This window comes from Chitinophaga flava (assembly GCF_003308995.1).
In the GTDB taxonomy this organism is placed as follows: Bacteria; Bacteroidota; Bacteroidia; order Chitinophagales; family Chitinophagaceae; genus Chitinophaga; species Chitinophaga flava.
The window spans coordinates 1608879-1633732 of the sequence record NZ_QFFJ01000002.1; the positions used below are offsets into that span (position 1 = coordinate 1608879).

Annotated in this window: 20 protein-coding genes; 5 read left to right on the plus strand and 15 right to left on the minus strand. The window is 43.1% G+C overall.

What is annotated here, in order from left to right; translation table 11 throughout:
• Positions 1-737: 737 nt before the first annotated feature.
• Positions 738-1025: an integrase catalytic domain-containing protein gene (locus DF182_RS32890; RefSeq protein WP_113618094.1), complete on the plus strand. Its 288-nt coding sequence runs from the start codon at positions 738-740 to the stop codon at positions 1023-1025.
• A gap of 379 nt (positions 1026-1404) precedes the next feature.
• Positions 1405-1647 (plus strand): hypothetical protein, encoded by a 243-nt coding sequence (locus DF182_RS22790; protein WP_147243513.1) that lies wholly within the window; start codon positions 1405-1407, stop codon positions 1645-1647.
• Positions 1648-1775: 128 nt separating this feature from the next.
• Here DF182_RS22790 and DF182_RS22795 read toward each other — a convergent pair whose 3' ends face one another.
• From DF182_RS22795 to DF182_RS22825, 7 genes are all read right to left on the minus strand, one after another.
• Positions 1776-4430 carry an alpha/beta hydrolase family protein gene (locus DF182_RS22795; RefSeq protein WP_113618096.1) on the minus strand — a complete coding sequence of 885 codons (2655 nt, stop codon included), beginning with the start codon at positions 4428-4430 and terminating at the stop codon, positions 1776-1778.
• 170 nt (positions 4431-4600) lie between these two features.
• Positions 4601-5875 (minus strand): thioredoxin family protein, encoded by a 1275-nt coding sequence (locus tag DF182_RS22800; RefSeq protein WP_113618097.1) that lies wholly within the window; start codon positions 5873-5875, stop codon positions 4601-4603.
• A gap of 36 nt (positions 5876-5911) precedes the next feature.
• The gene (locus DF182_RS22805) at positions 5912-7360 is read right to left on the minus strand and encodes a RagB/SusD family nutrient uptake outer membrane protein (protein ID WP_113618098.1); all 1449 of its coding nucleotides are present in this window, start codon (positions 7358-7360) and stop codon (positions 5912-5914) included.
• An 11-nt stretch (positions 7361-7371) separates the two neighbouring features.
• Complete coding sequence (locus tag DF182_RS22810) at positions 7372-10662, minus strand: SusC/RagA family TonB-linked outer membrane protein (protein ID WP_161964228.1); 3291 nt, start codon at positions 10660-10662, stop codon at positions 7372-7374.
• Positions 10663-10908: 246 nt separating this feature from the next.
• Positions 10909-12021 carry a FecR family protein gene (locus DF182_RS22815; protein ID WP_113618100.1) on the minus strand — a complete coding sequence of 371 codons (1113 nt, stop codon included), beginning with the start codon at positions 12019-12021 and terminating at the stop codon, positions 10909-10911.
• A 199-nt stretch (positions 12022-12220) separates the two neighbouring features.
• Complete coding sequence (locus DF182_RS22820) at positions 12221-12763, minus strand: RNA polymerase sigma factor (protein ID WP_113618101.1); 543 nt, start codon at positions 12761-12763, stop codon at positions 12221-12223.
• Positions 12764-13163: 400 nt separating this feature from the next.
• On the minus strand, positions 13164-13364 hold the full coding sequence (locus DF182_RS22825; protein WP_113618102.1) for a hypothetical protein: 201 nt from the start codon (positions 13362-13364) through the stop codon (positions 13164-13166).
• A 98-nt stretch (positions 13365-13462) separates the two neighbouring features.
• Between DF182_RS22825 and DF182_RS22830 the strand changes: the two genes are divergently transcribed.
• Together DF182_RS22830 and DF182_RS22835 are read left to right on the plus strand one after the other, a co-directional pair.
• Positions 13463-14239: a helix-turn-helix domain-containing protein gene (locus DF182_RS22830; RefSeq protein ID WP_113618103.1), complete on the plus strand. Its 777-nt coding sequence runs from the start codon at positions 13463-13465 to the stop codon at positions 14237-14239.
• 74 nt (positions 14240-14313) lie between these two features.
• On the plus strand, positions 14314-15297 hold the full coding sequence (locus DF182_RS22835; RefSeq protein WP_113618104.1) for a S41 family peptidase: 984 nt from the start codon (positions 14314-14316) through the stop codon (positions 15295-15297).
• Here the strand turns inward: DF182_RS22835 and DF182_RS22840 are convergent.
• The 4 genes from DF182_RS22840 to DF182_RS22855 form a co-directional block, all read right to left on the minus strand.
• Entirely contained in the window at positions 15244-15816 is a 573-nt protein-coding gene (locus DF182_RS22840) for a dihydrofolate reductase family protein (protein ID WP_113618105.1), read from the minus strand. The genes DF182_RS22835 and DF182_RS22840 overlap by 54 nt on opposite strands.
• An 84-nt stretch (positions 15817-15900) precedes the next feature.
• Positions 15901-17274 (minus strand): MFS transporter, encoded by a 1374-nt coding sequence (locus DF182_RS22845; protein WP_147243514.1) that lies wholly within the window; start codon positions 17272-17274, stop codon positions 15901-15903.
• A complete protein-coding gene (locus DF182_RS22850; RefSeq protein WP_113618107.1) occupies positions 17264-17869 on the minus strand; it encodes an isochorismatase family protein in 606 nt (201 codons plus the stop codon). Before DF182_RS22850 ends, DF182_RS22845 begins: the two co-directional genes overlap by 11 nt.
• 12 nt (positions 17870-17881) lie before the next feature.
• On the minus strand, positions 17882-18310 hold the full coding sequence (locus DF182_RS22855) for a MarR family winged helix-turn-helix transcriptional regulator (RefSeq protein WP_113618108.1): 429 nt from the start codon (positions 18308-18310) through the stop codon (positions 17882-17884).
• Between the two features lie 334 nt (positions 18311-18644).
• On the opposite strand from DF182_RS22855, the gene DF182_RS22860 reads away from it, so the two are divergent.
• Positions 18645-19424, plus strand: a complete 780-nt coding sequence (locus tag DF182_RS22860; protein ID WP_113618109.1) for a hypothetical protein — start codon at positions 18645-18647, stop codon at positions 19422-19424.
• Positions 19425-19482: 58 nt separating this feature from the next.
• On the opposite strand, the gene DF182_RS22865 is transcribed toward DF182_RS22860, so the two are convergent.
• The 4 genes from DF182_RS22865 to DF182_RS22880 form a co-directional block, all read right to left on the minus strand.
• Positions 19483-20058 carry a collagen-like protein gene (locus tag DF182_RS22865; protein WP_153260010.1) on the minus strand — a complete coding sequence of 192 codons (576 nt, stop codon included), beginning with the start codon at positions 20056-20058 and terminating at the stop codon, positions 19483-19485.
• A gap of 28 nt (positions 20059-20086) precedes the next feature.
• Positions 20087-20554, minus strand: a complete 468-nt coding sequence (locus DF182_RS22870; RefSeq protein WP_113618111.1) for a hypothetical protein — start codon at positions 20552-20554, stop codon at positions 20087-20089.
• A gap of 86 nt (positions 20555-20640) precedes the next feature.
• Positions 20641-23424 (minus strand): CHAT domain-containing protein, encoded by a 2784-nt coding sequence (locus DF182_RS22875; protein ID WP_113618112.1) that lies wholly within the window; start codon positions 23422-23424, stop codon positions 20641-20643.
• 3 nt (positions 23425-23427) lie between these two features.
• Positions 23428-24852: a S8 family serine peptidase gene (locus DF182_RS22880; protein ID WP_113618113.1), complete on the minus strand. Its 1425-nt coding sequence runs from the start codon at positions 24850-24852 to the stop codon at positions 23428-23430.
• Between the last annotated feature and the right edge of the window lie 2 nt (positions 24853-24854).

The window sequence follows — 24854 nt, forward strand, 5'->3', positions numbered from 1 at the left end:
TTCTAAAACTGCTGGCATTCATTAATATTGAATAATTGAGGTGAAGAAATAGTTATATTTTCTCTATTTCTCAAATGGATTTGACTGATACTAGGTTCTTAGTGGATTTGTCGGACTCTATAATTTTAGTGGTTGTGAAAGCTTCCCATTAGAACGTAACGGTTAAAAAAATTGAATAATCGTTAAATTTAATAGGTGTGGAAAGATCAAAATTCAGAAATCGGGCAAATCAGTAGTTGATATCTGTCGTGATCATGGTATAAGACAGGGGGCATTTTATCAGTGAAAGTCCGAGTATTCGGGGTTTGAAGTTAATCAACTAAATAAACTGGATGAGCTGGAAGCAGAGGAGGAGCAGTACGAGAAAATAGTTTCTGAACAAACCTTTCGGATCACGATAATGAAAGATGTTATGGAAAAGCTTTAACGTCTGGGATTAAACGAGAGTCGGTAAATTATGTTCGCGATAGTCATAAAGCGAGTGTCCGTCAAGAGCTTCAGTGGTTTAAGGTTCATCTATCGAGATATCGTTATAAAACGTTACCAGACAGCGATGGTGTAATTGGGGAGAAACTATCTGATTATCCCAATTACATAGTGGTTGGGGCTTCTGGATGATGCTTCATTATCTACGTAATCTGAATCACAAATGGAGCCATAAAAAAGTTCACCGGATTTATACTGAAATGAGATTGAACCATGAGGCACAAGCATAGAAAGGGGGACCAGCCAGGATAATGGAGCCTTTACTCCAGCCAATACAACCGAGCATAACCTGGTCTATGGATTTTATGCATAATACAGTCGACGAAAGTATCACATTTAGATCATTCAATATTATCGATGATTGCAGCAAGGTGGCATTGAACATCACAATTAATACTAGTCTAACCAGTAAACGGGTAATCAAACAACTGGACCAACTGATTGCATGCCGCGGACAACCGTTAAAGATCAGAGTAGATAATGGGCTTGAATTTGTAGCGAAGGACGCTTGCCAACTGATTAAACAATCGTGGCATTGAGCTTAAATTCATCTAGAAAGGTAAGCCTTTTCAGAATGGATACATGGAACGCTTCAACAGATGTTACCGAGAGTAAGTACTGGATGCCTTCTGTTTTATGTATTTAATGAAGTTCAATTGCTCTCAAATGTCTGGATTTAAAGACCTCATCGGGTGTCGGAATACAAATCCCCATTGATTTTTGCACCAGCGTCAGAAAACAGAGCACTTCCCGATCCTTCAAAAAGACGAAGGATTTGAATGGAATACTCTGATAAAAAATCTTGCGGTCTGAGGGAAGCTTTTAGTACCCCTCTTGGTGGTTTTTTTATAAAGGGAAGTGCCGAAAACCCTCAACAAAAAGTAGGCAATTAATTTGATACCTTTAAATTTTGCAATTATGAAAAGGGCTAAGCTTTTATTATTGGCTGTTGCTTTGGCAGCTGTCGGTGGTGCAGTTACAGCTGCTAAATCTACGCCTGCGCAGAAAATTTATACTAGTAATATTCCTACTTTCTGGCCTTTTTGTGTTCAAATCAACGCAACACTTGAACCAAATTCTAATCGTATCGGAGAGGCTTATGCAACAGAGATACCAGCTGGTCCTTGTTCTGTTTTTACCGAGTTTTATCAGGCGCTGTAATATTGATTCATATAAGTAGAGGAGACAGTTATGTTTCCTCTACTTAGCGTTTGATCGCCTAATAAGGTAATGTTTGGGTAACTCCTTCTTAGGTCGTTAGAGGCTTCTATTAAGCTGAAATTTTATGATCAATCTGTTGGTTTTATATATTGTTTCATCCAGCCTGGCTCTGATGAGTCTCTTAAATGATAATCTAAAAATGATTTAAGTTTTACTTTGTAGTCAAGACAATTGTCAGGATTCATGAAACCATGCCCTTCCCCTTTATAAGAAAGTAGCCAAACTGGCTTGCCAAGATTTCGTAGTTGAATGAAAAATGCTAGCGATTGATAAATAGCGACATTTTTGTCCTCTGGGTTATGCCACATTAATAGAGGTGTGTTTACGTTTTTGGCATAAAAAAGCGGAGAGTTTTCAATATATAATTCAGGGCTTTCTGCAAATGATTTTTCTAGTTTAATTGGACCATACCGAACATAAGGAAACATATCATTCCCATTAGTGTTTGGGGTAAAGGCAAGCGATACAATATCACTGATTCCTGCTCCAGAAACAGCTGCTGCTAACGGTTTTTTTATGTGTGTGATTATATAATTTGTTTCCCATCCTCCAAAACTTTCTCCTATTAGCGCAATTTTATTCCGATTTACCCATGTAAATCGGGATAAGTATTCAATTGCTGAGTTAATTGTGTTTACAAGACCTTCTCCAGGTTTTATTGGGAAGTATTGCATATCTGGTTTAAATATTAGGTATCCCTGACTTACCATATAAGCTAGGTCAATTGTTCCCCCTCCCAGCTCGACTTGGTGGAACGTATTTAATTCGTGACTGAATTGCTCATAATAATTAATGATGAGAGGATAGTTTTTCGAGGAATCGAAATTTTCAGGTTTATATAATACGCCTTGGTATTTGTTCCCAAGGCTGTCCGTATAGGTATACAGTTCTGATTTTATCCAATTGTAAACTGCTTGTGGCTGTAAATTTGATAATGGTTTAAATGTCTTTAGGTCTTTACTATAATAATAGTTCGGGGCTTTTTCGCATGATTCTCTTCTCATTAAATAACCATTTCTCCTCTTTGATTCTATTAAATCTCCTGGACTTATAAAATTGTATTTATGCATTATTGTTCTTATGGCAACATCGTCCATCGAAAGCTCGATTAGATTAAATGGATGTTTTAATGATAGTTGATAGAATCCAAATTTTTTGTTATTGTTATTGAACGCCTTTAAAATAATGTTTTGACCACTTTGATAATCGGGATTCTGCCTAGGGGTGTTTTGCATGGAGTTTTCCATTGGGTAAAAGGTTATATTATTCTTTTTCCCAATTCCATTTGTTATGTTTATGGGATGACTATCTCCAGTAACATCTAGTGCCCATATGTCATACGAATCACTAATTAGTGCTTTTACACCATGATCTAACCAGCCAACAACTTCCGATGGGTCTCTTTCAGGAGCGGCAGAACTTGCGCCTCTTTTATCGAGGAAGAGAATCGGGATGTCTTTATTAATGCATAGTTCCTGATTGGTTTGTATATTATAAGAATAAAAGTTGTGGGTTGATACTTTGTAGTATATTACATGTTTTTGATCTGGAGAAAAAGTAAATCTTAATACAGGTTTTGTACATTGATTGTCTATAATTGTTTTTTTACCGGTTTTAATATTACAGATTCCAAAACTAAATCTTTTGTGTTCTAGTGAATTCAAATCAAATTCTATATTAGATGTATAAATGAAGTAGTTTAAATCATCTGTTCTGAAGCTAAAGGGGTCAAGATTTTCTCCTTTATTTTGAAGCTTTCTTATAATACAGTCTTCAACATTAATGGCTGATAAGTAAGTTAGTGGCCTAAAGTTAGGGATCGGTCCAAATGCCCCTTTAAATAAGCTGGATAAATATAAATCCCTATAGTTCCATATCTCTGGGTTGCTTGGTAAAGTGGAGGGTCTATTACGTTCTGCCAGGTTAAACAAAATTAGTTTACTATCAGGGCTGAATCTCCAAGGGCCAGGCTCTATTAACAAAGTCGTGTCAATCTCATTGTTGATGGGGGGGAGTAATTGTTTGGTGGTATTGCTATTGATTGAAAAGAGCCAAATAGACCTTTTTTGTTTTTCTCGCACGAAGAAGGCTATCTTCGACATGGTTTGGTCAAAAATAAACATTTCTGCACCAATACCTTTATATATATCCTGAGTCCTAAAATTCGCCAAATTAAGGTAGCTGACTGTTTCTGAGTTAGCATTTTCCGGAGTGCTTTGTTTTAGAATAATCGACTTTTTATCCGGACTTAAGTAGTAGGCGATAACAGATGTGATTTTATGATTAATTTTACTATTTAAACTTTTAATAATTAAGTTGTTGTTTTTTTCTTTATATATCAAAATATTTGTGTTTTCGAAAGGAATCAAACTATAGGGTCCTACAGTTGTTATTTTTTCTTCTTTTTGGTTGTCTAAATGAAAAATTATGAGTGTGTCGCCTCGTTTACCCGTAAATATTTTGCTGTCATCTGAAAAACTTTCGGTACTTAAGTTTTGAAATTTAATTTCCCATTTTTTTCCTGTTGATACTAGAGTTGTTGTGCTTTGACCTATTGGTTGATTTGTTATTTTATAAGAGACATATTCCCCATTGCTGGAAATGGATCCCCCCTCAACTTGAGGCCAGGTTTTATAAGCATATAAATCCAATGGGGGCTTTTGTGATTTTAGTTCCAAATGGAGTGAGATGAATGTTATGATTAAAATCGTGTATTTTTTCATATAGCTATTTTTAACTTCTGAGAGGGCAACAAAAGTTAATATTTTTTATTTATTTTTTTAGGTGTTTTATTTACGTTACTGTAGTGTACTTACAGTAATAAATACTTTCTTTTGATGAAAGATTGTAGCCTGTAATGAAGCAATGGCTCTGATTGGAAATACCTGGAATTTCATTCTAACCATGAAGGATCTTCCTTTTGCATTTTTTTAAGCCTGATTAGGAACGTTTTTTTTGCTTCCTGGTCATTACTTTTTTCTGCCATAGTTAAAGCTTTTTGCTCTGTTGCTATTGCAAGTTTTTTTTCTCCTGATTTATATAATATCGATGCATAAGTGTCTAATTGATCATAGTTATTTGGATTGCGATCTGTATCTTCTTTCATGCATTTCCCTGCTTGCTGTAATAGATTGGGATCATCGCAATGGAGAACAAATGTTTCCCAGAATATATTATTATCGAAAATTGTAAATCCTGATTTCTGAGTCTTTTCAATTTGATATTTTGCAGCCTCATTCCAGTAATTGTTTTTTTTGTACCAGTTTATCTTGGAGTCTAAAACAGTACGATGTGCTATTCGAGAATCCCATTGTTTTGATATTTTGTACTCTATTTTATCCCAGTCTGGTTTTGTCGGTTGGCGGATGGAGTTTAGTTCGGGGGTAATCATATCTCTTTTAATATAGGCTTCAAGTATTCTGTCTGTAAATGAAGGAAATTTCAGTGCAGAATCAGTTTCTCTCTTATTTTGATATATATACTTTGTTAAAGAATCATTTATTGTATATAGCCTCGAGAAATTTTGGAATACAGGTAAGATATCAGCAGTAAGTATCGTTTTAAAGTCTCGTTTCTCAAGGTAACTATCCTTATACTTTTTCGCCACCCAATATGCTAAAGAATCATTTCTAAAGATAGTTAGATCAACAGCGAATTGTAACAGTTCTTTCTCTTTTAAAGAGTTGTTTTTTACGCTATTTAATCTTCCTGTGAAATTATCGTTATGATCTAGAGCGATTTTACCATTCTTAATAAGTTGATCAGTTGATAAATATCCTTTAGTCCAGTGTGTCAGGTTTCCTGCTGTATCCCAGAATAAGAACAAAGGAGAAGCTGTAATTTTTAACTCTTCTTTTATTTTATTCATGAGTTGTGATTGCTTATAAGTAGAGTCATTGGTTGGAATGATTTGAATTTTAATGGAAGTAAAATGAGCATTCATGTACTTTGCAACTGAGTCATTTGAATAAACTGATTGATCCATTTTTCCGCACGCATCGCAGGGAGGAGAAGATACTTCCATGAATATTGATTTTTTTTCTTTTCGGGCAATGTTTGTTAGTTCATTAAAATTTAAACCATCTAAAAATTTAATGACGCTGTAATTCTGGGAGTTTGTATTGGTTGCAACCAGGAGATATGTTAAGAATAATATGCATGCTTTCATGACTGTTAATAGTTTTATTGTTACGAACTTATTGCCCTAGTACCCTGGATTTTGCACTAGTTTATTGTTTAGTAGGATTCCATCATTGGGTATAGGATATAGTGCTTTGTAAGATGCCCAGCTTCCTCCTTTGTACAGTTCTGCTTTTTGCATTTCAGTATCAATATTCCCTCCTCTCTTAAGATCTAACCAACGATGGCCCCATTCTGTGAATAGTTCTACTCTTCTTTCATGTGAGATAATCAATCTCAGGTCATTGATGTTATTGGCTGTTGAAATTGAAAGCCCGGCTCTTTGCCGTATTACGTTTATGTCAGAAATTGACCCAGGAATATTATTTTGTTCTGCTCGCGCCTCTGCTCTTATTAAATACTGTTCAGCTAAGCGAAATACCACATTGTATTCTGTTACACTTGCTGTGGTACTGACATCTGCTTTGTATTTAGCGATATATGGGTAAGTAATGTTCCCTATTATTGTGATACCAATCCAATTAGATTTTCTTAGGTCTCCTACTTCGAAGCTATTTATTAGGAGAGGGGAGGCGTAAAATAATTTTAGGTTATTGTCAGGACCTTTAGGCATTAAAAATACATTGGCCTCGTTAGTGTTATACCCAGTCTTTACGGGTTGAAGGGCCCATATGGTCTCTTTGCTGTTTTTTAAGAATACTTCATTTAAGGGTAAAATTTTGTACAAATTGTTTGCGTTAATTACTGTAGTGGCCGCAGATTCAGCTGCAGAATAATTTTTCCTGAACAGCTCGACGCGGGCTAATAAAGCGAGGGCGGCAAATTTATTTGGCCGTACTCGCTCTGTTGTTGTATTGAGGATACTACCGTCAATATAGTTTTCGTTTAGTTGGGATATTGCTTGCTGTAGATCTGATGCTATTTGGTTGTATACCGTATTTACAGGGCTGCGTTCCAAAGTACTATTAATCTGGTAGGGGGTAGTCAGTGCTAATGGAGTGTCTCCGATTAGATTTACCAGATAGAAATAATAAAGAGCTCGTAGAAAAAATGCTTCACCCAATAACCTTGTTTTTACAGTTGAAGTGAGGGCCGTAGATTTTGTTAGCCCCTCAATTGCTGCGTTAATTGTATATAGTCTCGGGTAGAAATTACTGAAATAATCTCCATTCCCAAATAATTTTGTGTTTGTGTTATTCGCATCTAAAATGTTTCTATAATAGGCCAAGTAACTCAAGTTAGTAAGATCATATAAAACAAGATTGTCTGCAGATAACTCTGTAAGTAGTGAAATTGATGTTATTCCTCCGGCGTTGAAGTCAGAGTTCATCATTTGGGCATATAATCCTGTTAATACTGCTGCTGCTGTATAATCTGACTGATATACATTTTCGCTGCTGATGCTTGTCGGGGAAGTCCCGACGTCTAAAAATTTTTTACAACTTGTAAGTCCCAAGATAGAAAATACCCCAATGGTAAGGTATAGATATGTTAAGTGATTATTTCGTTTCATTTTTTTTTTTTTTAAAGATCAATATGCGCTCCTATGGTAATTGTCCGAAGTGGTGGTATTGAGTTAATATTCTGGCTTTCCGGGTCAATTCCGAAGTAGTTGGTGATTGTGAACAGATTTTGTCCTTGTATAAAAAGCCTCATTGAGCTTATTTTGATTGTTTGCAACCATTTAGGATCTAATTCATAGGTTATTGACGCGTTTTTTAGTCTGATAAATGACGCATCTGCGTATTGTGCTTCGCTGCTAAATAGCGCGTTGTATGCAGTGTAACTGTCGGCTGTGGTGGAGGCCTTTTGGTATATAGCATTGTCTCCAGGAGACTTCCAGCGGTTATTGTCTATGATGGTTGGTATATTTGCCATTTGGCCTGGTACTGTGCCTGTTAAGGTCATTTTGGAGCTGATACCAGTTTGTTTGACAAATTGAAAGAAGATGTTAATGGTAAACCTTTTTACACTTATTTCATTGGTGAATCCACCGTAATATTTGGGATTAATATCAACTAGTTTTGTTCGGTCGGTGGCTAAATTCGGTGCTGAGGTTTTCTTGCCGTCAATTGTTAAGTATTCATAAAGTCCGGTTTGATTATTAACTCCTACAAACGGATAAACTTTTTGAATGTTAATTGGTTGGCCTACTACATATAAATTAGCAAGAGTTGTATTTTTGAGATCGTCAAAGCGCAGAAGTTTGTTTCTGTTTATAGTGAAATTTAGGTTTGTGTTCCATTGTATTTTACTTGTTTTAATTAGGCTAGCTTCGATTTGGAGTTCGGTACCAGAATTTTGGATGGTAGCGTTAACATTACGATTTATGCTTGCAAATCCGGTAAGATACCCAAGCGGATAATATATTAATTGATTGTTTGACCTGTTTCTGTAATAATTAGCATTGAGTATGATTCGGTTGTTTAATATGCCAAGATCAATTCCAATATTTGCTTTCTTTGTTAATTCCCATTGTAAATTGGGGTTTGAATGCCCTGAGGGCTGAATTCCCACAGTTTGTTGATAAGGTATATTGGTTGGTATGTTATTGTATAATGTTAAGTATTGATAATCTCCAATTTGATCATTTCCAGTTGTCCCATAAGAGAGTCTCAATTTTCCAAAACTTAAGAAGTTTAAGGTGTTTTTAATAAAATTTTCATCAGTGAATACCCAGGCTCCTGCAATGGAATAAAAGTTTGCGAATCGGTTAGCCGGGCCAAATCTACTGCTTCCATCCCTTCTTCCAGCTAGCGTAAGCAGGTATTTGTTGTGATAGTTGTAATTAATTCTGCTAAAAATGGCGTTATACCTATATGTAGATTGTAATAGTGTTGGAATTGACAAAACCGGGGCTGATTGAAGGTTACCTAGCTGAGCATCATTTGCAAAGCCTGTACCGGTGATTGCGAGCGCGTAGCTTTTTACTTGCTGAAATGAGCTACCAGCTAGAATTGCAAAATTCCCAAAAGCGAAATCCTTCCTATAACTTATCTGTGGTTCACTAATCCAACTGCTTATTGATTTATCTGCATTCTTTGCGTTTCTTAGATTAACGGTCATCAGATTTGGGCTAAATGATGCTTGGGGTGTTATACTTGTTTCGTTTGTTTGTAGATAGTTATATCCAAATGTGCTCTTTACTTCCAGACCAGGTAACAATGAATAGGTGATATCTGCGTTTCCAATTAAGTTATTACTACTTCCTTTATATTTTCTTAGCAGGAATGCTAATGGATTGAGGTAAACTCCTGAGAAACTATACATGTTTGTGTTAGCTATGGGAGCCCAATTCAATGTTCCATCACCGTTGTAAAGTGCAGGGGCATTGGGAGGGAGCGAAAGGGAAGTGCTCATTAGATCTACCAGTGGTAATGTGGTGTTATCCTGTAGGTAAGTTGCAGCGATATTAAGTTTGAGTTTTTTATTGTAATGATTAATGTTGATGTGTGCATTGGCCTTGCTATTATTTAGATCTCCTGGGAATACTGTTGTTTCTTTCGCATATCCACCTCCGACAAGAAACTGAGTGTTGGGTGAGCCACCAGAGCAGGATACTTGTAAATTGGTAAATCCCGCAGTCTTGCCAATCAATTCTTTTTGCCAATCTGTATTCCTTGTTGAATCCCAGGTGCCATTTATGTCATAATCAGTCGCAGTGATGGGGGAGTTATCATTTTTTTTCCCTTCGAGCCGAAGTGCTATGTAATCTTTTGTGTCCATTAGATGTAATCTTCTCGGTGCTTTGGACCAACCTGTTTGTAAGTCAAAATTAACCCTCGCCATACCTGATTTTCCTTTCTTGGTTGTAATAAGAATAGCTCCATTGGCAGCTCTTGATCCATAGATCGCGGTGGCATCGGCATCTTTTAGTACAGTAATACTTTCTATGTCATTGGGATTAATGTAACTTAACGGACTGGCACCACCTGCTAATACAAACGACAGATTAGGAGATAAGCTTTGAGCACTATATGGCACTCCATCTACTACATAGAATGGAGCGGTACCTTTTTGCAGGCTATTAGTACCTTGAATACTAACAATTGGACTTGATCCTGGGATTCCATTCTTCTGTTGAATGAAGAGCCCAGCTACTCTACCTTCAAGTGCAAGCAATGGATTCAATACTGGCTGCCTCTCAATCGTCTCCGCTGTTACAGTAGCAATACTCCCTGTACTCGTCCTCTTTGTCGTCGTTCCATACGCAATTACCTGCACCTGGTCCAATGATGTATTCAGCTGTTGTAAAACCACATCAATATCTCCCTGAGAAGCTTTGATCTCCTTCGTCAGATAACCGATATAACTAAATATCAGAGTCGCTGCCGCATTGGTTTTGAGAATGTAGTTACCGTCTGCATTGGTCACGGTGCCCACGCTGCCGCCTTTCACCCTGATACTAACGCCTACTAATGGTTGTCCTTTATCATCCTTAACCTTGCCTTGTATATGGACTACCTTTAGTGAGTCTGGTCCACCGTTGTTGAAGGTGAGGAAATCAGCGGCAGAGAGGTTATCACGTTTACGGGTGACAACAATAACTTTATTCTCTATAGTATAGGAGAAGGGCTGGTTCTCGAAGACTTTTTCGAGGGCAGCGGTGATGGAAGCTTCCGTGAGGTCGAGGTTGACCGGCTTGGAGTCGCGGAGGTTATCCGATTCTACGAAGAAGGAGTAACCGCTTTGTTTGCGGATGGACTGTAATACATCCCGGAGCGGTGTATTGCTGGCGGTAAGGGATATCCGCTGGGAGTATACGCTGGCGGCCACCTGGAAGTTGAATAAAAACAGTAATGCGATTATTTTCATAGTCACTATGATTTTTAGAGCGTGACGGCTCAGCGGGGAGGGGATTTTCCGCAAAGAAAAAACCATTCCCACCTTGATGGGTACATTATAATCCATATCTTTGTGAGGTTGAAGGTTATAAGATGATTGTTACGAGCAAGATTTTTATAAAGTTTGACCGTACCGGCAGTGTTCCCGCACTTCCGGTTTTTTTGTGTTTAGATCGTTCTGTGCTGTATTAGATTTTTGACTGTTAATACTGGTTGATTATTGAACGGTGACCTTCCTTCCGTCAATCCTGAACTTGAGTTTACTGCTCACTTCAATAATTCTGATTACTTGCAGGAGGTTAAGGCTCCTGGGAATTTCGGCGTCGAATCTTCTATTGGGAAGGTTGCTGTCGGAAAAGTCCACATCATACCATCTGCCAATCTGTTTTAGAACTTCTTTTATCGGGGTTCCGTTGAACACAAACAGACCATCTTTCCAGGCTGTCGCATCATCGGTGTCTACTTCCTTCACTTCGAATTTGTTCTCTGTAAGGATAGCTTGCTGACCAGGCTTAAGCGGGCGGGTCGCGGATGAATGGAGCGGGGATATTTCTACGCTGCCCTCTGCAAGTGTAGTAATATCAGGCTGGTTTAGATAGCAGCATACATTGAAATGTGTGCCGGTCACCTTAATGTTTTGTTTTTGGCTGGAGACTACAAAAGGTTGCTGACGATTCTTGGCCACTTCAAAATAAGCTTCACCATTTAATTGGACCCGGCGTATAGACCTTGTAAAAGGTACAGGGAAAGTGATACTGCTCTCAGCGTTTAGAAAAACCCTGCTGCCATCTGGAAGGACCACCTGGTACTGACCGCCCCGCGGGGTGGTAATCGTATTGTACACAGGCTGGTCTTCCGATAGTTTTAATGGTTGCCTGGTGGTGATATAATAATTCAATGATCCTTTTTTGTTCTTTTGTGCAGTAATGCCTGGAGCGGCATTAATAGCATCTCCTGCTTCATCAAGGTTAATCCTGCTTCCATCGGAAAGGGTAAGGGTAGCTTTGTTGCTGCCTGGCCGTATTGCGGCCATCAGCTTCTCCTGTACAGGGACCCGGGTATGTTGCTGCATGTACCTCGTATAGGATAATACTGACATAAAAACAATTGCAGCGGCCATCAGATACCAGGCGTCCGGTGATTTACCATTGCCTATCTTCAGCTTATGCCAGATCTCTTTCTTGATCCGGGAGTAATCCACATTATATGCTACTGGTTCCTGCTGCCGGCAAAGCTCAAGGTACCAGTCTTCTACCAGCGCCTTTTCTTCAGGTGTGCAATCACCCCGCTCTACACGATCTAATAAATCCTTGGTTTCCTGGTCGCTCATACAACGTTTAAGTTAGATGGTATACATTCACATTGTTTCATCTCAACAACTGGGATTCGATTTATCTTTTTATTTTTGCATTCTCTCACTTATACTTATACTACACGCATGTTAAAGGACGGTTGTACTTAAATTATCAAATCTTTAACTTTTTCGGCTTAATGCATTTTTTATTTACAATTGGTTCGGAAATTCCCGCCTAGAAGTAACTGAGCTTCGTACGAAGAATACGGATTGCATTATGAATCTGCTTACGCACCGTCTCTGTGGAAGTACGCGTTTGCTCCGCAATCGTTTTATAATCGAAATGCTGCTTACGGCTCAATTCAAATGTTAGTCGCATCCGTTCAGGCAACCTGGATATCTCTGTCTCAATAAGCCGCTGCAATTCCCGCTCCCGTACCTGATTGTCCGTACAATCAGCTACCGGCGTATGTGTGCGCAACGATGCCAGGTATTTCTCCCGCACCTTCCCCCGCCGGTAATCATTAATGATCCGGTTCCGGATAGTCGTATATAATAATAGACGAAGCGGAATCGTTTCCTGAATATTCCCATGACGGATCAGCGAATGAAATGTCTCCTGGACCACGTCCTGAGAAGCATATTCATCGTGCAGCATCCGTAGCGCATGCCGGTATAATATGGCCCAATAACGATTGTAGATCTCATTAAAACAACCAACATTGCCCTTGTTATAACCGGCAACCAAATCACTATCACTTAATTCTGTGTACGTCATATCAAGAAAATAGTTTGGTGGCAGGAATAAATTTTTGAGTGCCACTTTAACCTAGGAACGTGTACCAAAATTGCGCGGTTGTAAGGCAATTGTTAATCCGAAGGAGAGGGGAGGTTTATTAATAAACTATAAATGAGGGAAAAAGCAGGCTAACAAAAACAGAATTGGCCACCATGGCCGACAAATAAAAATTACCAATCAACGTTATCCTCCGGCGGGCTACAGATTTTTGTTAACAAAAAGAGGAACCAGATCTCGCCCGACCTAAAAGTTTGCATCTATTGAAATTCGAGCATCACCTTTATCTGTTCATTTCTGAACAACGGAACACCCTTGCCTAACACTACCGGATGCACCTATAAATGATACTCGTCTACCAGTTCCTCCTGTAGACATGCACTCACCAACCGCCCGCTGCTATATACCAGGATATTTTCTGGCGCGGCGCTTTCAGTATACCCTCAATAAACTGCAGAGTGCCCTTCACCTGCCGGCTGTTGCTCCAGGTCAGCTGCTGCGGCGCTTTGGAATACACCACCTTCAGTGAGGTCCCGTTCAAGGCAATAAAAGATAAGCCTTCCAGTTCAAAAGTAGCTATCATCAATGTACCTTCGGGTAATGGCGCCCCGGCGCCGGAATTATAATAAGGAAGCAGCCGTGTAAGCCAGCGACCGCTAAATCTTTTAAAACAGAGCCTGTATGGACCAACTGGGTACCGGAGCCTTTCTGGGTGTCAGCAAAGCCAACTATCACCTTTCCGGCATCATACTGTCGGAAATCGTATATAACTCCCGTGTATCGGAAGAATGGCATCATCATGCCAATCCGCATTGTTCGCTCATTCTGGAAGGTGGTAATCTTGAACACCGCCAGCACCGGCAGCAGGATGCCCTGCCAGGGCAGTTGCTTCGTTATGCTGCCGGCGAAGTACACCGTAACCTGCATACACTGCATCCTTCGCGTAACCTTAATCTGGAACTGGAACCTACTTTTTTCAAAACCTATGATTTGCCGGAAATGACCTGGGAAACTATTGCGGAGCATGACCTGCAACTGGCTGTGCTGAAGTTGTACCACGCATGCAGCATGCAGGAAGGTACCCTGGCACATACATCCCTGCTCAGTTTGTGGGGGCAGCAGCCGGAGCGCCCGGGTAAAGGTTTGCCGGCATGGGCCGTCCGCATCAGGGAGCTGTTACAGGACCAATGGGATACTCCTTTTACGCTGGCTTCTCTGTCAGCGCAGGTGGGTGTACATCCGGTAACGGTGTCCAGGTATTTCCCTTTATATTTTCATTGTACGCTGGGAGAATATCTCCGGAAAATAAAAGTAGCACATTCACTGGCACTCGTGCGCAATAAAGAAAATTCACTGACGAATATAGCCCTCCAATGTGGCTTCTACGACCAGAGCCATTTTATCCGCAGCTTCAGGCTGTATACCGGGTACCGCCCGGGAGTGTTCCGGAAATTATGACGTGAGGTCACGCTAATCTCATACAATTTTTCCTCACAGGTACGTGATAGCTTTGTGATATCAATTCTGTCTACATGAGAATATTACCATGCCTTGTAAGCCTATGTCTGTGCTTATCGACTGCATCTGCACAAATACTGTCTGAAAAACAGCAACGGGAAGTCCTAATCCGTTCTGCGGAATTAATGGAGCAACATTATGTATACCCCAACAAAGGGAAGTTGTTGTCTGCGGCTTTGTTAAAGGCTGGCAAAGACCGGGCATATGCTGCTATTGACAGCGTAAAAGCTTTTTCCAGCGCGGTAACTGCTTTGTTGCAGCAAACGGTGAAAGATGGCCATATCTATCTGCGATATGATCCTGCGGTGGTGAAAGACCTGCAGGCGCCCAAAGGGAATACAGATAGTTTACCAGACCCGTTTTATTATGGAGAAAGGGCAGAGAAGAATAACTATGGTTTTCAGGAGATAAAAATCCTGCCGGGTGGTGTGGGTTATCTGCGTTTGTCGGAAATAAATCTTTCTGCTAAGAGTGTTGTGATGTTAAAGGCAGCGATGGAGCTACTGCGGCATACGCGGGCACTGGTGCTGGACCTGCGTGATAATGGCGGCGGGGGCAGCGATATGGGATTGGTGCTGGAAGGCTGTTTTGTGCCGGCAGGCACTCCGCTGCTGGAGGTGCAGAAAAGAGAAGGAGCTGTAACGCAGGAGAAAGCTGTGACGGCTGGCCCGGAATATAAGTACGAACAACCTCTGTATGTGCTCGTCAATGGCAGAACCGCTTCTGCAGCAGAAGCTTTCCCATTTGTTATGCAGCGGCTGAAACGGGCGGTGATAGTAGGGCAGCGCACAGCGGGGGCTGCACATATGAATGAGTGGTATCCTGCCGGAAATGGTTTTTTCCTGTCTGTAGCAGTTGCTGCACCGGTGTTTCCCGGAACAGATATTTCCTGGGAGCGGACCGGCGTACAGCCGGATTTTGTTACTGTCAACAGAGAAGATGATCTACCCCTGGTGTTGCGGCTGATAGCAGAGCACCACGATGCCGCACGCAAATGAGGTGGTGCTAATCAGTTTCATGGATAATTTTTGTTCCAGCAGATGGAAGATGGGCAAGCCTTTTCCGAGTGCAACAGGATTTATGAAGAGATGGTATTCATCGATGAGGTTGCGGGTTATAAGACTTGCGGCCATGCCACTGCCTCCATAGGTGATGATATCTCCTCCGGAGGATCTTTTCAACCGGTTGATTTCTTCTTCCAGATTTTCATTGATCAGGACGGTGTTTTTCCAGCCATGTTCTGTTTGTGTACGGGAGAAGACCACCTTTTCCGTATCATTCATTTTATGGGTGAAGATGTCGGCCACATCAGGATCACCGGCGCGGGCTGCCCAGGTGGGAATGAAGTGGTCGGCCAGCTTACGGCCGATGAGGATGAGGTCTACCGGAGCTGTGAGCTCCATCACATAGTTTTTCAGCTCCTCGTCCCAGTCGGAGATAGGCCAGTCCATTTCACCATTGGGACCGGCAACAAAACCATCAATGCTCACCTGCATCTGTAGCTTCAATTTTCTCATAGGATATTGTTTGTACTACAAACTTACAGGATCTGAATCGTTTCAACGGGGGGCTAATACGCCAAACTTGCGGCATAAAAACATTTATCGCAGGATCTCTGCTGCCAGCTGTTTTTTACGGGATATTGACGGCAGGAAGAGCAGGATCATCAATACACAGCTGGCAACGGCAAACCATGCCATCAGATGAAAGCTTTTGTCTGAGATGCCTTGGCGGTATAGTGTTTTCAGCTGTGAGCCGGAAAGGATGGCCCCCAGATAACCGAAGGTGCGGTATAATCCGAAGGATATACCTATTTGTCCGGGTGGTGCTTCGGCATACAACGAAGCCTGGTTAGCAATAGGATTGATACCGGTGGATAGTCCTACCAGCAGGGTGATGCCGGTGAGCAGATAAAGTGATATGTCTGCATGAACCGCAAATAAAGCTGCGCAGGTCATGGCTGTACATAGGATACCGGCCACGTTTTTCAGGAGCAGGCTATCGTATCGGGAAATGATTAGTCCTGCAGCTGCGGATGCCAGCGACATGGGTAATAACAAAAGACCGGTGTGCGCGGGAGAAATATGCTTCACGCTTTCCATCCATTGCGGCAATGAAAATAACAACAGGTACATAACGTAACTGGCGGCCATGCCACTGATATATACCATTAACAAAGATGGTTGCCTGGCAAACAGGCGTACATCTATGAATGGGTTGTTTTGCCGGCGTTCCCATATGACGAGTGACAACAGCAGTGCCAGCAGCAGGCCTGTGCCGCTCCAGGAAAAGGTAGGACGCAGTAACAACAATAACAGTGTTAATAAGGTGCTGCTGAAGAGCAGAATCCCGGGAGCATCCAGTCTGGCGGGCAGCTGGCGTATGCTGATTGGTTCTGCTGGCGGGGTATCCGGCAATGCACGGGCTAGCCAGAGGGCTACTAATACCCAAGGAATGTTGATGAAGAAAATACCTTTCCAGCCCAGTGTTTGTGAGAGTAGTCCGCCCAGTACGGGGCCCAGGGCCATACTTCCCAGCCCTGCTACGGAAATGATACCGAGTACAGAGCCGGGTACTGCCCGGCCTTCATCTGCATATTTTTTATTGACCAGCGCCATGGCAGATGGGTAGGCGGCAGAGGTGCCGAGTCCCAATATTACCCTGGAGACGATGAGCCAGCTGAAGGATGGTGCGAAGGTGCCGATTATGCCGGCCATCAGCACCAGCAGAAAGCCGAGCTGGTTTATTTTCCTGGGGCTGTAGAGGTCTGCCAGTCTTCCCATCAGTGGCAGGCCAATGGTGGAAGTGAGGTACTGTGGCGTGATAAGGAAGGCGCCGTCGCTGATGTTCCTGCCGAACGACTGGCAGATGGTTGTGAGTGCTGTTGCCAGCATGGTGGAGTTAAGCGGGTTCATCATGGTGCCGAGTACCAACGGCGCCATAAACTTAACGGATATACGATCTTTATTTTTCACTTACGCTCAGATGATGCAGGATGTCTGCGGTGGTGCCTGTTTCTCCGATGCGGGGGAAGATGTATCGCAGGCTGTTTTCGTGGCATGCGAGCTGGGTGTCGGTCATGGCGTCGGTGGCAAAGGTGATGTTGAGTCCGTTTTCGTTGGCTGTTCTGGCGGTGCTTTCCACGCCAATGCTGGTAGAAACACCTGCCAGCACAATGCCGGTGATGTTTTTCTCTTGCAGGATGCTGAGCAGTGGTGTGTGGGCAAAGGCGTTCCAGGTGGTTTTAGTGATACGGATGTCTTCGGGTTGTATATTGATTTCCGGCACGATGTTGAAGAATCCGCCGGCAGTCATCGCTTCCAGGCGTTGTTTTTGTGCTGCCGGATCTTTAGGCATGGAGCTGACTTCAGCTCTTACCATCATAGCAGGAGAGCCTATCGGGTTTACATGTACTACCACTACTGGCAGTCCGGCTTTGCGGAAAGCAGCCGCCAGCAGGGCGGCGTTGTGTACAACGGCGGCTATAGGGTGGGCTAAAGCCATGCTGGTGACGCCCAACTGGAAGTCGATGAGCACCAGGGCGGTGTTTTTGTCGATACGGGTTATCATGGTCCGTTTGTTTTATTTATAGTCAGCTATTTTGCTGAGCAGGGGCAACGCTTCTGCCAGCATCTTTTTTTCTTTTTCCGTGAGGGTGTTGTTGATGGCGGTGGCCAGCCATTCGTCGCGCTCAGACCGGGATTTGTCTACCATCTTTTTCCCTTTTGCAGTAATGGATACCAGCACTTTACGCTTGTCATCTTCAGAAGGTGTACGGACGATGAGTGTTTCCGCTTCCAGGTTGTTGAGCATCTGTGACATGGACTGGTTTTTTACTTTCACCAGCTCTGCCAGCTCAGAAGGGAATAGCGGCCCCTGGTGGTAAACATGAGACATGACAGTCATTTCACTGAAAGACAGTTCTCCCGTAGAATACACCTGCTTGCGCAGCCGTTTGGTAAGGTGGGAGATGCAGGTACGTAGTGAAGATGCTGTTGCTAATGTGTTCATATTTATATTATGTAGATAAACTAATAAGTTTACCTTACAAAATTACTGAGAGGATTTTTATCTACCAAAAAAAATAAAAACAGCAGGGGAGCATCTCTCTATAAAAAACATGGAAAGCTTCTCCATAAAACAGCAGGTTTCTCTATAGAAGTACAAGGTAAACTTCTCCATAAAGCTTCTCTGTTCTTAATGGCTCCAAAATTCCGCTTTTCAGCGCTACCATTTTCGGCAAGAAGTCAATCTCCTTAAAACATAAGGCCAATAAGCATTCCCTCTGATCATCCTCCGGTAAAAAGAAAAAATAATTACCTTAAGGGCACTAAACTGTTTCCCTATGCCGATCATCAGGATGATCCTATTACTATTGGTATTTTGTTGTATTGGCAAAGTGTATGGCCAGACGATCCAGCAGGCTGAGTTTAATAAACTGGGGCTGATCGTAAAGGAGGAAAGGTCGGTATCCCGCCTGACTAAACGGTTAGACACTTTGCTGAAGCACTATATGCCTTCCAGAAGTCAGGTGGTAAAGAATATTCACAGACCACTGGATGTAGGTTTTTACCATATCCGCTATCAGGTATCTTACTGGCCGATGAACTATTTTATAAACATGCTGGTGAGAAATGATTCCGTATTTATGCTGACGGCCTATAGTTGTGAGGACCTGTGGAGGAAAGCGTCAGATTACAAAGATGCCCCTGAGCCGCTCCGGCTTTATCAGTACGATAGTGTGGGTGCTTCCACGTTTCTGCGGCTACGCAACCGGATATACGGATCAAAGAAAACACTGAATGACCTGGTCAATGAATTATCTGCCAACACGATGTACGCTATGAATTGTGGTTTCGCGAACCAGTTAACAAGCAGAGGTAAGTATATTCATGCATTGATTGAAGAAGAGAATTCATTTCCTGAAATTGCGCGCATGCTACAACACCTGTTGCCCGAAGAACAGGCCTATGGCGTGACAGCCATAGATATACTGCTCAAAAGAGGAGTAGATATTGATGACAGGAATTATCTGCTTTACCAACATATCAGAAAGCGGAATACGGCTGTTTATAATTGTTTTGGTTGTTTAGCAGGGCTGGTAGAGCCGCTATATAATAATTAATTAAAACGGGGAAGCCGTCTCCCTGATGAGAGGCGGCTTCAATTTTTCAGTCCGGGTGTTAATTCGGTATATTATATAATCTACACACCTCTTCATAGCTCATTTTGCTATAATCGGTGGCGGCGGTACGTGTGTTGGCTACACCGCCGGGTATAATCACGTACCGTACCATATTGGTGGTGGCGGGACTTCCATTGGGCACCACATCACAGATCACTCTGACGATATTCAGGAATAAGCCATACTGAAAGCGGTATTGCATATCTGCTCCGCCAAGGTTATAGTATATACTGGGCAGCAGTTTTGCAATGCCGGCTCCGTCGGGATCTGCTATGAACTTCATATATACGAGCACGACTCCTTTATCGATAACATCTTGTGTCACTTTAGGATCGTTTATGTCGAAATAGAAGGTTTTTTTGCCGGTGCCTGTGGAGGTAGTAGAAGCGGTCCAGGTAGCAGTGGGCACCCATGGAGAATAGATGACATTGGCGCTGCCGGCCGGTCCTACCGGACCAGTAGTTCCGGTAGCCCCTGCAGGTCCTGCGGGCCCATCACTGCCTTTCTTACAACTATTGAGTGAAAGGGCTAGTATACTCATGAGGAGTACGCATGAGATGAATAAATTTCTCATTTCAATTAACTTTTACGATTAAAATAAACTACTGGGAGAGCTGATCCAGACCGGCTTTGATCAGTATGTTGGCAGATGAATGAAAGGCACGTTTTAATGTTTCTACCTGCGCATGTTCTGCTGCAGTCATTAATTCATAACCTATCACCAGGTAATCGAGCGCATCGAATTTCGGATGCGGCTTTTTAGGCCTTGGGCAAAGGTCATCCACAACATCGTCCATGAATTTGGACACTGACTGCGGATTGCTGTAGTGAATTACCTGAGTGTTATTGATGACATTGAAGGCAATGGCACGTGCATATGAAATGCCACTGTGTGCAATGTGAGTACCGTTTGCAGTAATATGGCCTATGCCACGGATCACAGGGCCATAAGGACCATAAGGGCCATTATCATCGGGGTTTGGGAATTTGTCTATCAGGATCTTTACGAATGATAACACCTGGCGCTGCAAGGAGAACTGTAAATTTTCTAAAGTGCTAACGTTTTCCATTGTAATTTTTTTGGAGTGTAAATAATATATCCGGAGTACCGGTTAATAGTATTAGTCGGTGCAGGAGGAAAAAAGGGAAACAACGTTTACCTGTTTTTTTTCAAAATAAAAAAGATGGACACAGAAATGGCTACCAGGGCGGCTAGTATGTAAATAAACGTGTGTCCGTTACGGTGGGAGGTAACAGCAGGTATTGGGGAAGTATCTCCGATCAGGATGCTGGCAGCCCAGAAATAGGGTAGCTGTCTGCCGCTATCATTGTTTTTTAGAAATAGAAGTTTGGCTTGCTGGAGGGCAACATCCTTTCGCATGCCCTGTTGCAGAAAATGGTGGAAGTTTTCGGTGAGTGCATAGGTAGCTTCATTATCTACCTGCCATAAAGTGGTCACAATAGCGGGAATGCCGGTGAGTGCAAATCCGCGGGCGAGGCTGAGTACACCCTCGCCATGGGCCTGCCTGCCTACGCCGCCTTCGCAGGTAGATAGGATAATGAGTGCCGTGACAGGGTTATGCAACAGTTGTATCTCCGGCAGGTAGAGAGCAGAGTCTGACAGGTATAGTACTGGATCTTTGTCTGCACTGCCGGCACTGGCATGGGAATATAGCTGTACAATACTACTACGGGGCAGCTGTTCCAGAAATTGTTGCCGGCTGGCGTGCTGTGTATAAAGTCCCAACATGTCATCATAGTTTTTACCAATCCTGCGTAATGATTGGTCCGCACCCTGCAGTGGTGACTGTTGCAGATAATCCGCATATTGTACCGGGGCGATGCCCAGCAGCGTATGAGCGCCTGCGGTTCTTTCCTGACGGCCTTTCAGGAGAGAGGCGGCTGCATAGGTGTAACTAAAGGCATATTGTTTCAGGAGATAACTACCCGGATTTGTACTATCGGATTGTAATATTTCAAAAGGGAGAAGATATTCATCGGGAGAGATGATCACACTGTGGCCTGACAGCTGCAGCGGAGCAAACAGTTGTTTATACAACTGGTGTGCCAGCTGGAGGTAGCGCTGATGCTGCGTTTCCAGCAGTGATGAATGGGTGCAGAGCTGCAGGAATTCCTGTACTTCTTCACTATGGAAGCCGGTTTTCAGCAACCGGCAACTGTTGGCTGAAATGCTGAGTACAAAGGTGCTGCTGTCTCCTGTAAAATAGGTTAACAGGGTGGTGCCTTCTGTCAGTAATTTTTTTTGTATATCCGTTACTGTTACTACTGCTGTATCATATTTATATTGATAATATGCCGGATGTTGTTTTTCGAGATTTCGTATAAAACGTTCCAGCGCATTACGTGCATTCAGCAGTTGCTGGTACAAGGTTTCATGGGCGGGTGTGTTGGGTGCTGCGGCATCCAGTTGCTGTTGCAGGGATACCGTTCGTATCCGTAATTCCTGTTCCTGGGCGAGGTCTGCGGGCGATAAATATTTACGGGCGCCCAGTTCATTTAATTTATCATTTAGTAGTACCGCCCTGCTTTTTTCGAAAAAGCGAAGTGCTGCGGGTGCATCCTGTAGCAGGTAACAGGTTTCGATGGCCTGCTGGTACATTTTCCGGGTGCGGTTTCTCCAGAAGAGGTAGGTGGGCTCTCCATACTGCTTCCAGCGCATCAGGTCTACCGACATATCGGCCGCCTGGAATGCTGAGAGGGCAGCATGCAGCCAGCTGTTGTTTTTTGTGGAATGGTATAGTGCCAGCAATGATTCGCCTTTGTTGGCCAGCAGGGTATATACAAAATAGTCATTGGCAGCCTCGCGTAATTGAACGTAACCGGGGTTATATTCCAGGTTTGTAGCGGTAAAGTGAATGGGAAGGGTGTTCAGCCCCTGCTGATAATAATCGAGTGCTTTTTTGTACTGATGTTGTTTCCAATAGGCAGTACCGATATTGTTGTATACGCCTGCCAGCAGATAGGGATCACCTGATTTTTGGGCGAACCCGATGCCTTCGCGGTAGCAGCCAATGGCTTTGGTTGTTTCTTTGAGATCATCTGCCCATAGGTTGCCGATATCGATCAGGTTGAGGGCACATTGATTCCATCGTTGTTGCGTGCGGTTTACTTGCAGCGCTTGCTGATAATAGGAGAGTGCTGCTTTATACTGTTTTTCTTTTCCCAGGATACTGGCATAAATGGTATAACAGGTTACCTGGTGAGCTGGTAAAGCGTTGGCGGGTAATAGTTGTAAAGCTCTTCTCATGGTGGCGCCGGCGGAGGTATCGTCGATTGCCACCAAAGCCTGTGCTTTCTGCGCCAGCATAATCATTTCTGACAAGGTATCCTGCCTGTTTCTGGACAGCAATATGCCCAGTTCGGAGGTAGCGATAGCCTGCTGGTAATTACCATTTTCATACAGCGAAAAGGCTTTGGCTTCAGCGGCCATCAGTGCGATGGCGGTTTTTTCGGGGTACTTCGTCCCGATGAGGATGCAGCTGTCGTAGTAACGATGTGATTCAGGATAGAGATAAAGTTTGTTGTAGAACAGTCCCAGGTTGAAATAACTGTTGGCCAGAAAGGCAGTGCTGGCGCCTTTTCCACTGCTGTTTACTGCTATGGCTTCTTTCGTATAGGTGAGGGCGGGAGTCCAGTTACCTTCGAGGTGATAGAGGTTCCCCATCCGGTGAACGATGCGGGCATAAATACTGTCCTTATGTGGAAAACAATGCAGACAAAGCGTTCGCAGGGAATCCAGCTGCCGGAGTTTTATGGTGTTGGGGTCGCTGCTTTGTTCAATGGAGGTGATTTTTTCCATGAAGGTAGTCGTAGCCGGGCATTGAGACCAGGTGTAACAGTAGCAGAGCAGGCAACTGAGTGTTAACAGTTGCCTGCAGCATATTTTCAGTATGATTGTTATCTGCCGGGAGGATAACATATATTATTGATGTTTGATGTATCTTCCCTGCTTCACTTGTCCTTTTTGTATGAGTTTGGCGGACTGCAATACGTCTGCACCAAGGGAGTCGATAAATGTTGTCTTATTCAATCCTCCTTTGAACAATGCCGGTGAGCAGTTGGCGGCGATTTTGCCGGTAGCAATAGCGGTGGCAAAAGAGGAGCCGGAGACAAATACCGGTTGTCCGGTTGTAAATGGTACCTGGAATTTCAGGTAGCCATTTTCCAGGGTATCTGCCTGTACGCCCAGGTCAACGTATTTTTTGGAATGGTTCTGAGTGGGACTTACCATGGAGTCAACGGTGGTAGTAACTACCAGGATGTTGTTTTGTTTGCCGCCTAAACATGCGGGATAGAAATGATGTATATCCAGGTTTCGTAATGCGGCCAGTGGTATACCGGCTTTCACGGCGCTATCATCTGCTGCTTCCATTTTATTGCCGGCAGCGGTGATGAAGAGGATTCCTTTTTCTGCAAGCAGTTGTGTGATAACGGAATCCAGCGGATGCCAGGGTGCATGCTGACTATAAAATCCCCAGCTGGCATTAATAACATTCGCACCTTTATTAGCTGCATAAAGGAGCGCGCATACGATATTAAACAAACTTCCTTCTGCTTTATGGTCGTGTGTTTTCAGCGTCATGAGCTGTAGTGTGTTGGTATTGTTGCGGCGTAATTCGTTGAGTATGAACAAGGCTATATGTGTGCCATGGCCATTGTAGCTGTCGTCGGTGAGGACATTGTTACGGGCTACAAAGTTCCAGCCATTGATATCATCAGCGAGGCAGTTGCCATCATCGTCTTTGCCGTTGGCAGGTATTTCTCCGGGGTTTTTCCAGAAAAATTCCGGGAAGTTCATCAGGTAAGGATCTATGCCGGTATCCAGGATGGCCACTTTTATAGTATCTTTTTTATGCGAAGGGCCCGAGCCGGTGCCGCGTCTTATATAGAAGGAATCGCGCCGGGTTTTGGTGGGCATATCGGGTGGTGAGCTGATGATATAGTTTTGAGTGTAGTATGCGAGACTGTCTTCTCCAACGCCATTACTGCCGGTGCCGGTGCTGGCGCCGCCTTTCACGTTTTCTGCAACGGCGTAGGTTTCGATTTTAGGGGCTTGCCAGAGTTCTATTTCAGCATCGCCGCAGTTATCACAATGTTGGGTGGTGATAGCAGCGGTGTCGATCCCGTTTTTCTTCATGTTGGTTTTGATGGCGGTTAAAGCGGCGGCTGAGGGCCGGTGTTTGAAGAAGATCACCAGCTGATCGGTATAATGACGGGGAGTATCGGCCGGCGAGCCGGGATTTTCAGGGGTGGCCGGACTTTTACAGTACCGGAGTAATAGAATAATGATCAGCAGGATGATGACTGCCAATATCCAGAAGAAGGGGTTCATCTTTCGAGATGTCATGA

What these genes read in the sequence shown, in the direction of transcription:
- DF182_RS22830 (WP_113618103.1), top strand. Translation starts at nt 13,463, where the DNA reads ATGGACCAACTGGGTACCGGAGCCTTTCTGGGTGTCAGCAAAGCCAAC.
- DF182_RS22880 (WP_113618113.1), bottom strand. Translation starts at nt 24,852, where the DNA reads ATGACATCTCGAAAGATGAACCCCTTCTTCTGGATATTGGCAGTCATC.
- DF182_RS22800 (WP_113618097.1), bottom strand. Translation starts at nt 5,875, where the DNA reads ATGAAAGCATGCATATTATTCTTAACATATCTCCTGGTTGCAACCAAT.
- DF182_RS22795 (WP_113618096.1), bottom strand. Translation starts at nt 4,430, where the DNA reads ATGAAAAAATACACGATTTTAATCATAACATTCATCTCACTCCATTTG.
- DF182_RS22790 (WP_147243513.1), top strand. Translation starts at nt 1,405, where the DNA reads ATGAAAAGGGCTAAGCTTTTATTATTGGCTGTTGCTTTGGCAGCTGTC.
- DF182_RS22860 (WP_113618109.1), top strand. Translation starts at nt 18,645, where the DNA reads ATGCCGATCATCAGGATGATCCTATTACTATTGGTATTTTGTTGTATT.
- DF182_RS22870 (WP_113618111.1), bottom strand. Translation starts at nt 20,554, where the DNA reads ATGGAAAACGTTAGCACTTTAGAAAATTTACAGTTCTCCTTGCAGCGC.
- DF182_RS32890 (WP_113618094.1), top strand. Translation starts at nt 738, where the DNA reads ATGGAGCCTTTACTCCAGCCAATACAACCGAGCATAACCTGGTCTATG.
- DF182_RS22805 (WP_113618098.1), bottom strand. Translation starts at nt 7,360, where the DNA reads ATGAAACGAAATAATCACTTAACATATCTATACCTTACCATTGGGGTA.
- DF182_RS22825 (WP_113618102.1), bottom strand. Translation starts at nt 13,364, where the DNA reads ATGATAGCTACTTTTGAACTGGAAGGCTTATCTTTTATTGCCTTGAAC.
- DF182_RS22865 (WP_153260010.1), bottom strand. Translation starts at nt 20,058, where the DNA reads ATGAGAAATTTATTCATCTCATGCGTACTCCTCATGAGTATACTAGCC.
- DF182_RS22835 (WP_113618104.1), top strand. Translation starts at nt 14,314, where the DNA reads ATGAGAATATTACCATGCCTTGTAAGCCTATGTCTGTGCTTATCGACT.
- DF182_RS22840 (WP_113618105.1), bottom strand. Translation starts at nt 15,816, where the DNA reads ATGAGAAAATTGAAGCTACAGATGCAGGTGAGCATTGATGGTTTTGTT.
- DF182_RS22875 (WP_113618112.1), bottom strand. Translation starts at nt 23,424, where the DNA reads ATGTTATCCTCCCGGCAGATAACAATCATACTGAAAATATGCTGCAGG.
- DF182_RS22810 (WP_161964228.1), bottom strand. Translation starts at nt 10,662, where the DNA reads ATGAAAATAATCGCATTACTGTTTTTATTCAACTTCCAGGTGGCCGCC.
- DF182_RS22815 (WP_113618100.1), bottom strand. Translation starts at nt 12,021, where the DNA reads ATGAGCGACCAGGAAACCAAGGATTTATTAGATCGTGTAGAGCGGGGT.
- DF182_RS22820 (WP_113618101.1), bottom strand. Translation starts at nt 12,763, where the DNA reads ATGACGTACACAGAATTAAGTGATAGTGATTTGGTTGCCGGTTATAAC.
- DF182_RS22855 (WP_113618108.1), bottom strand. Translation starts at nt 18,310, where the DNA reads ATGAACACATTAGCAACAGCATCTTCACTACGTACCTGCATCTCCCAC.
- DF182_RS22850 (WP_113618107.1), bottom strand. Translation starts at nt 17,869, where the DNA reads ATGATAACCCGTATCGACAAAAACACCGCCCTGGTGCTCATCGACTTC.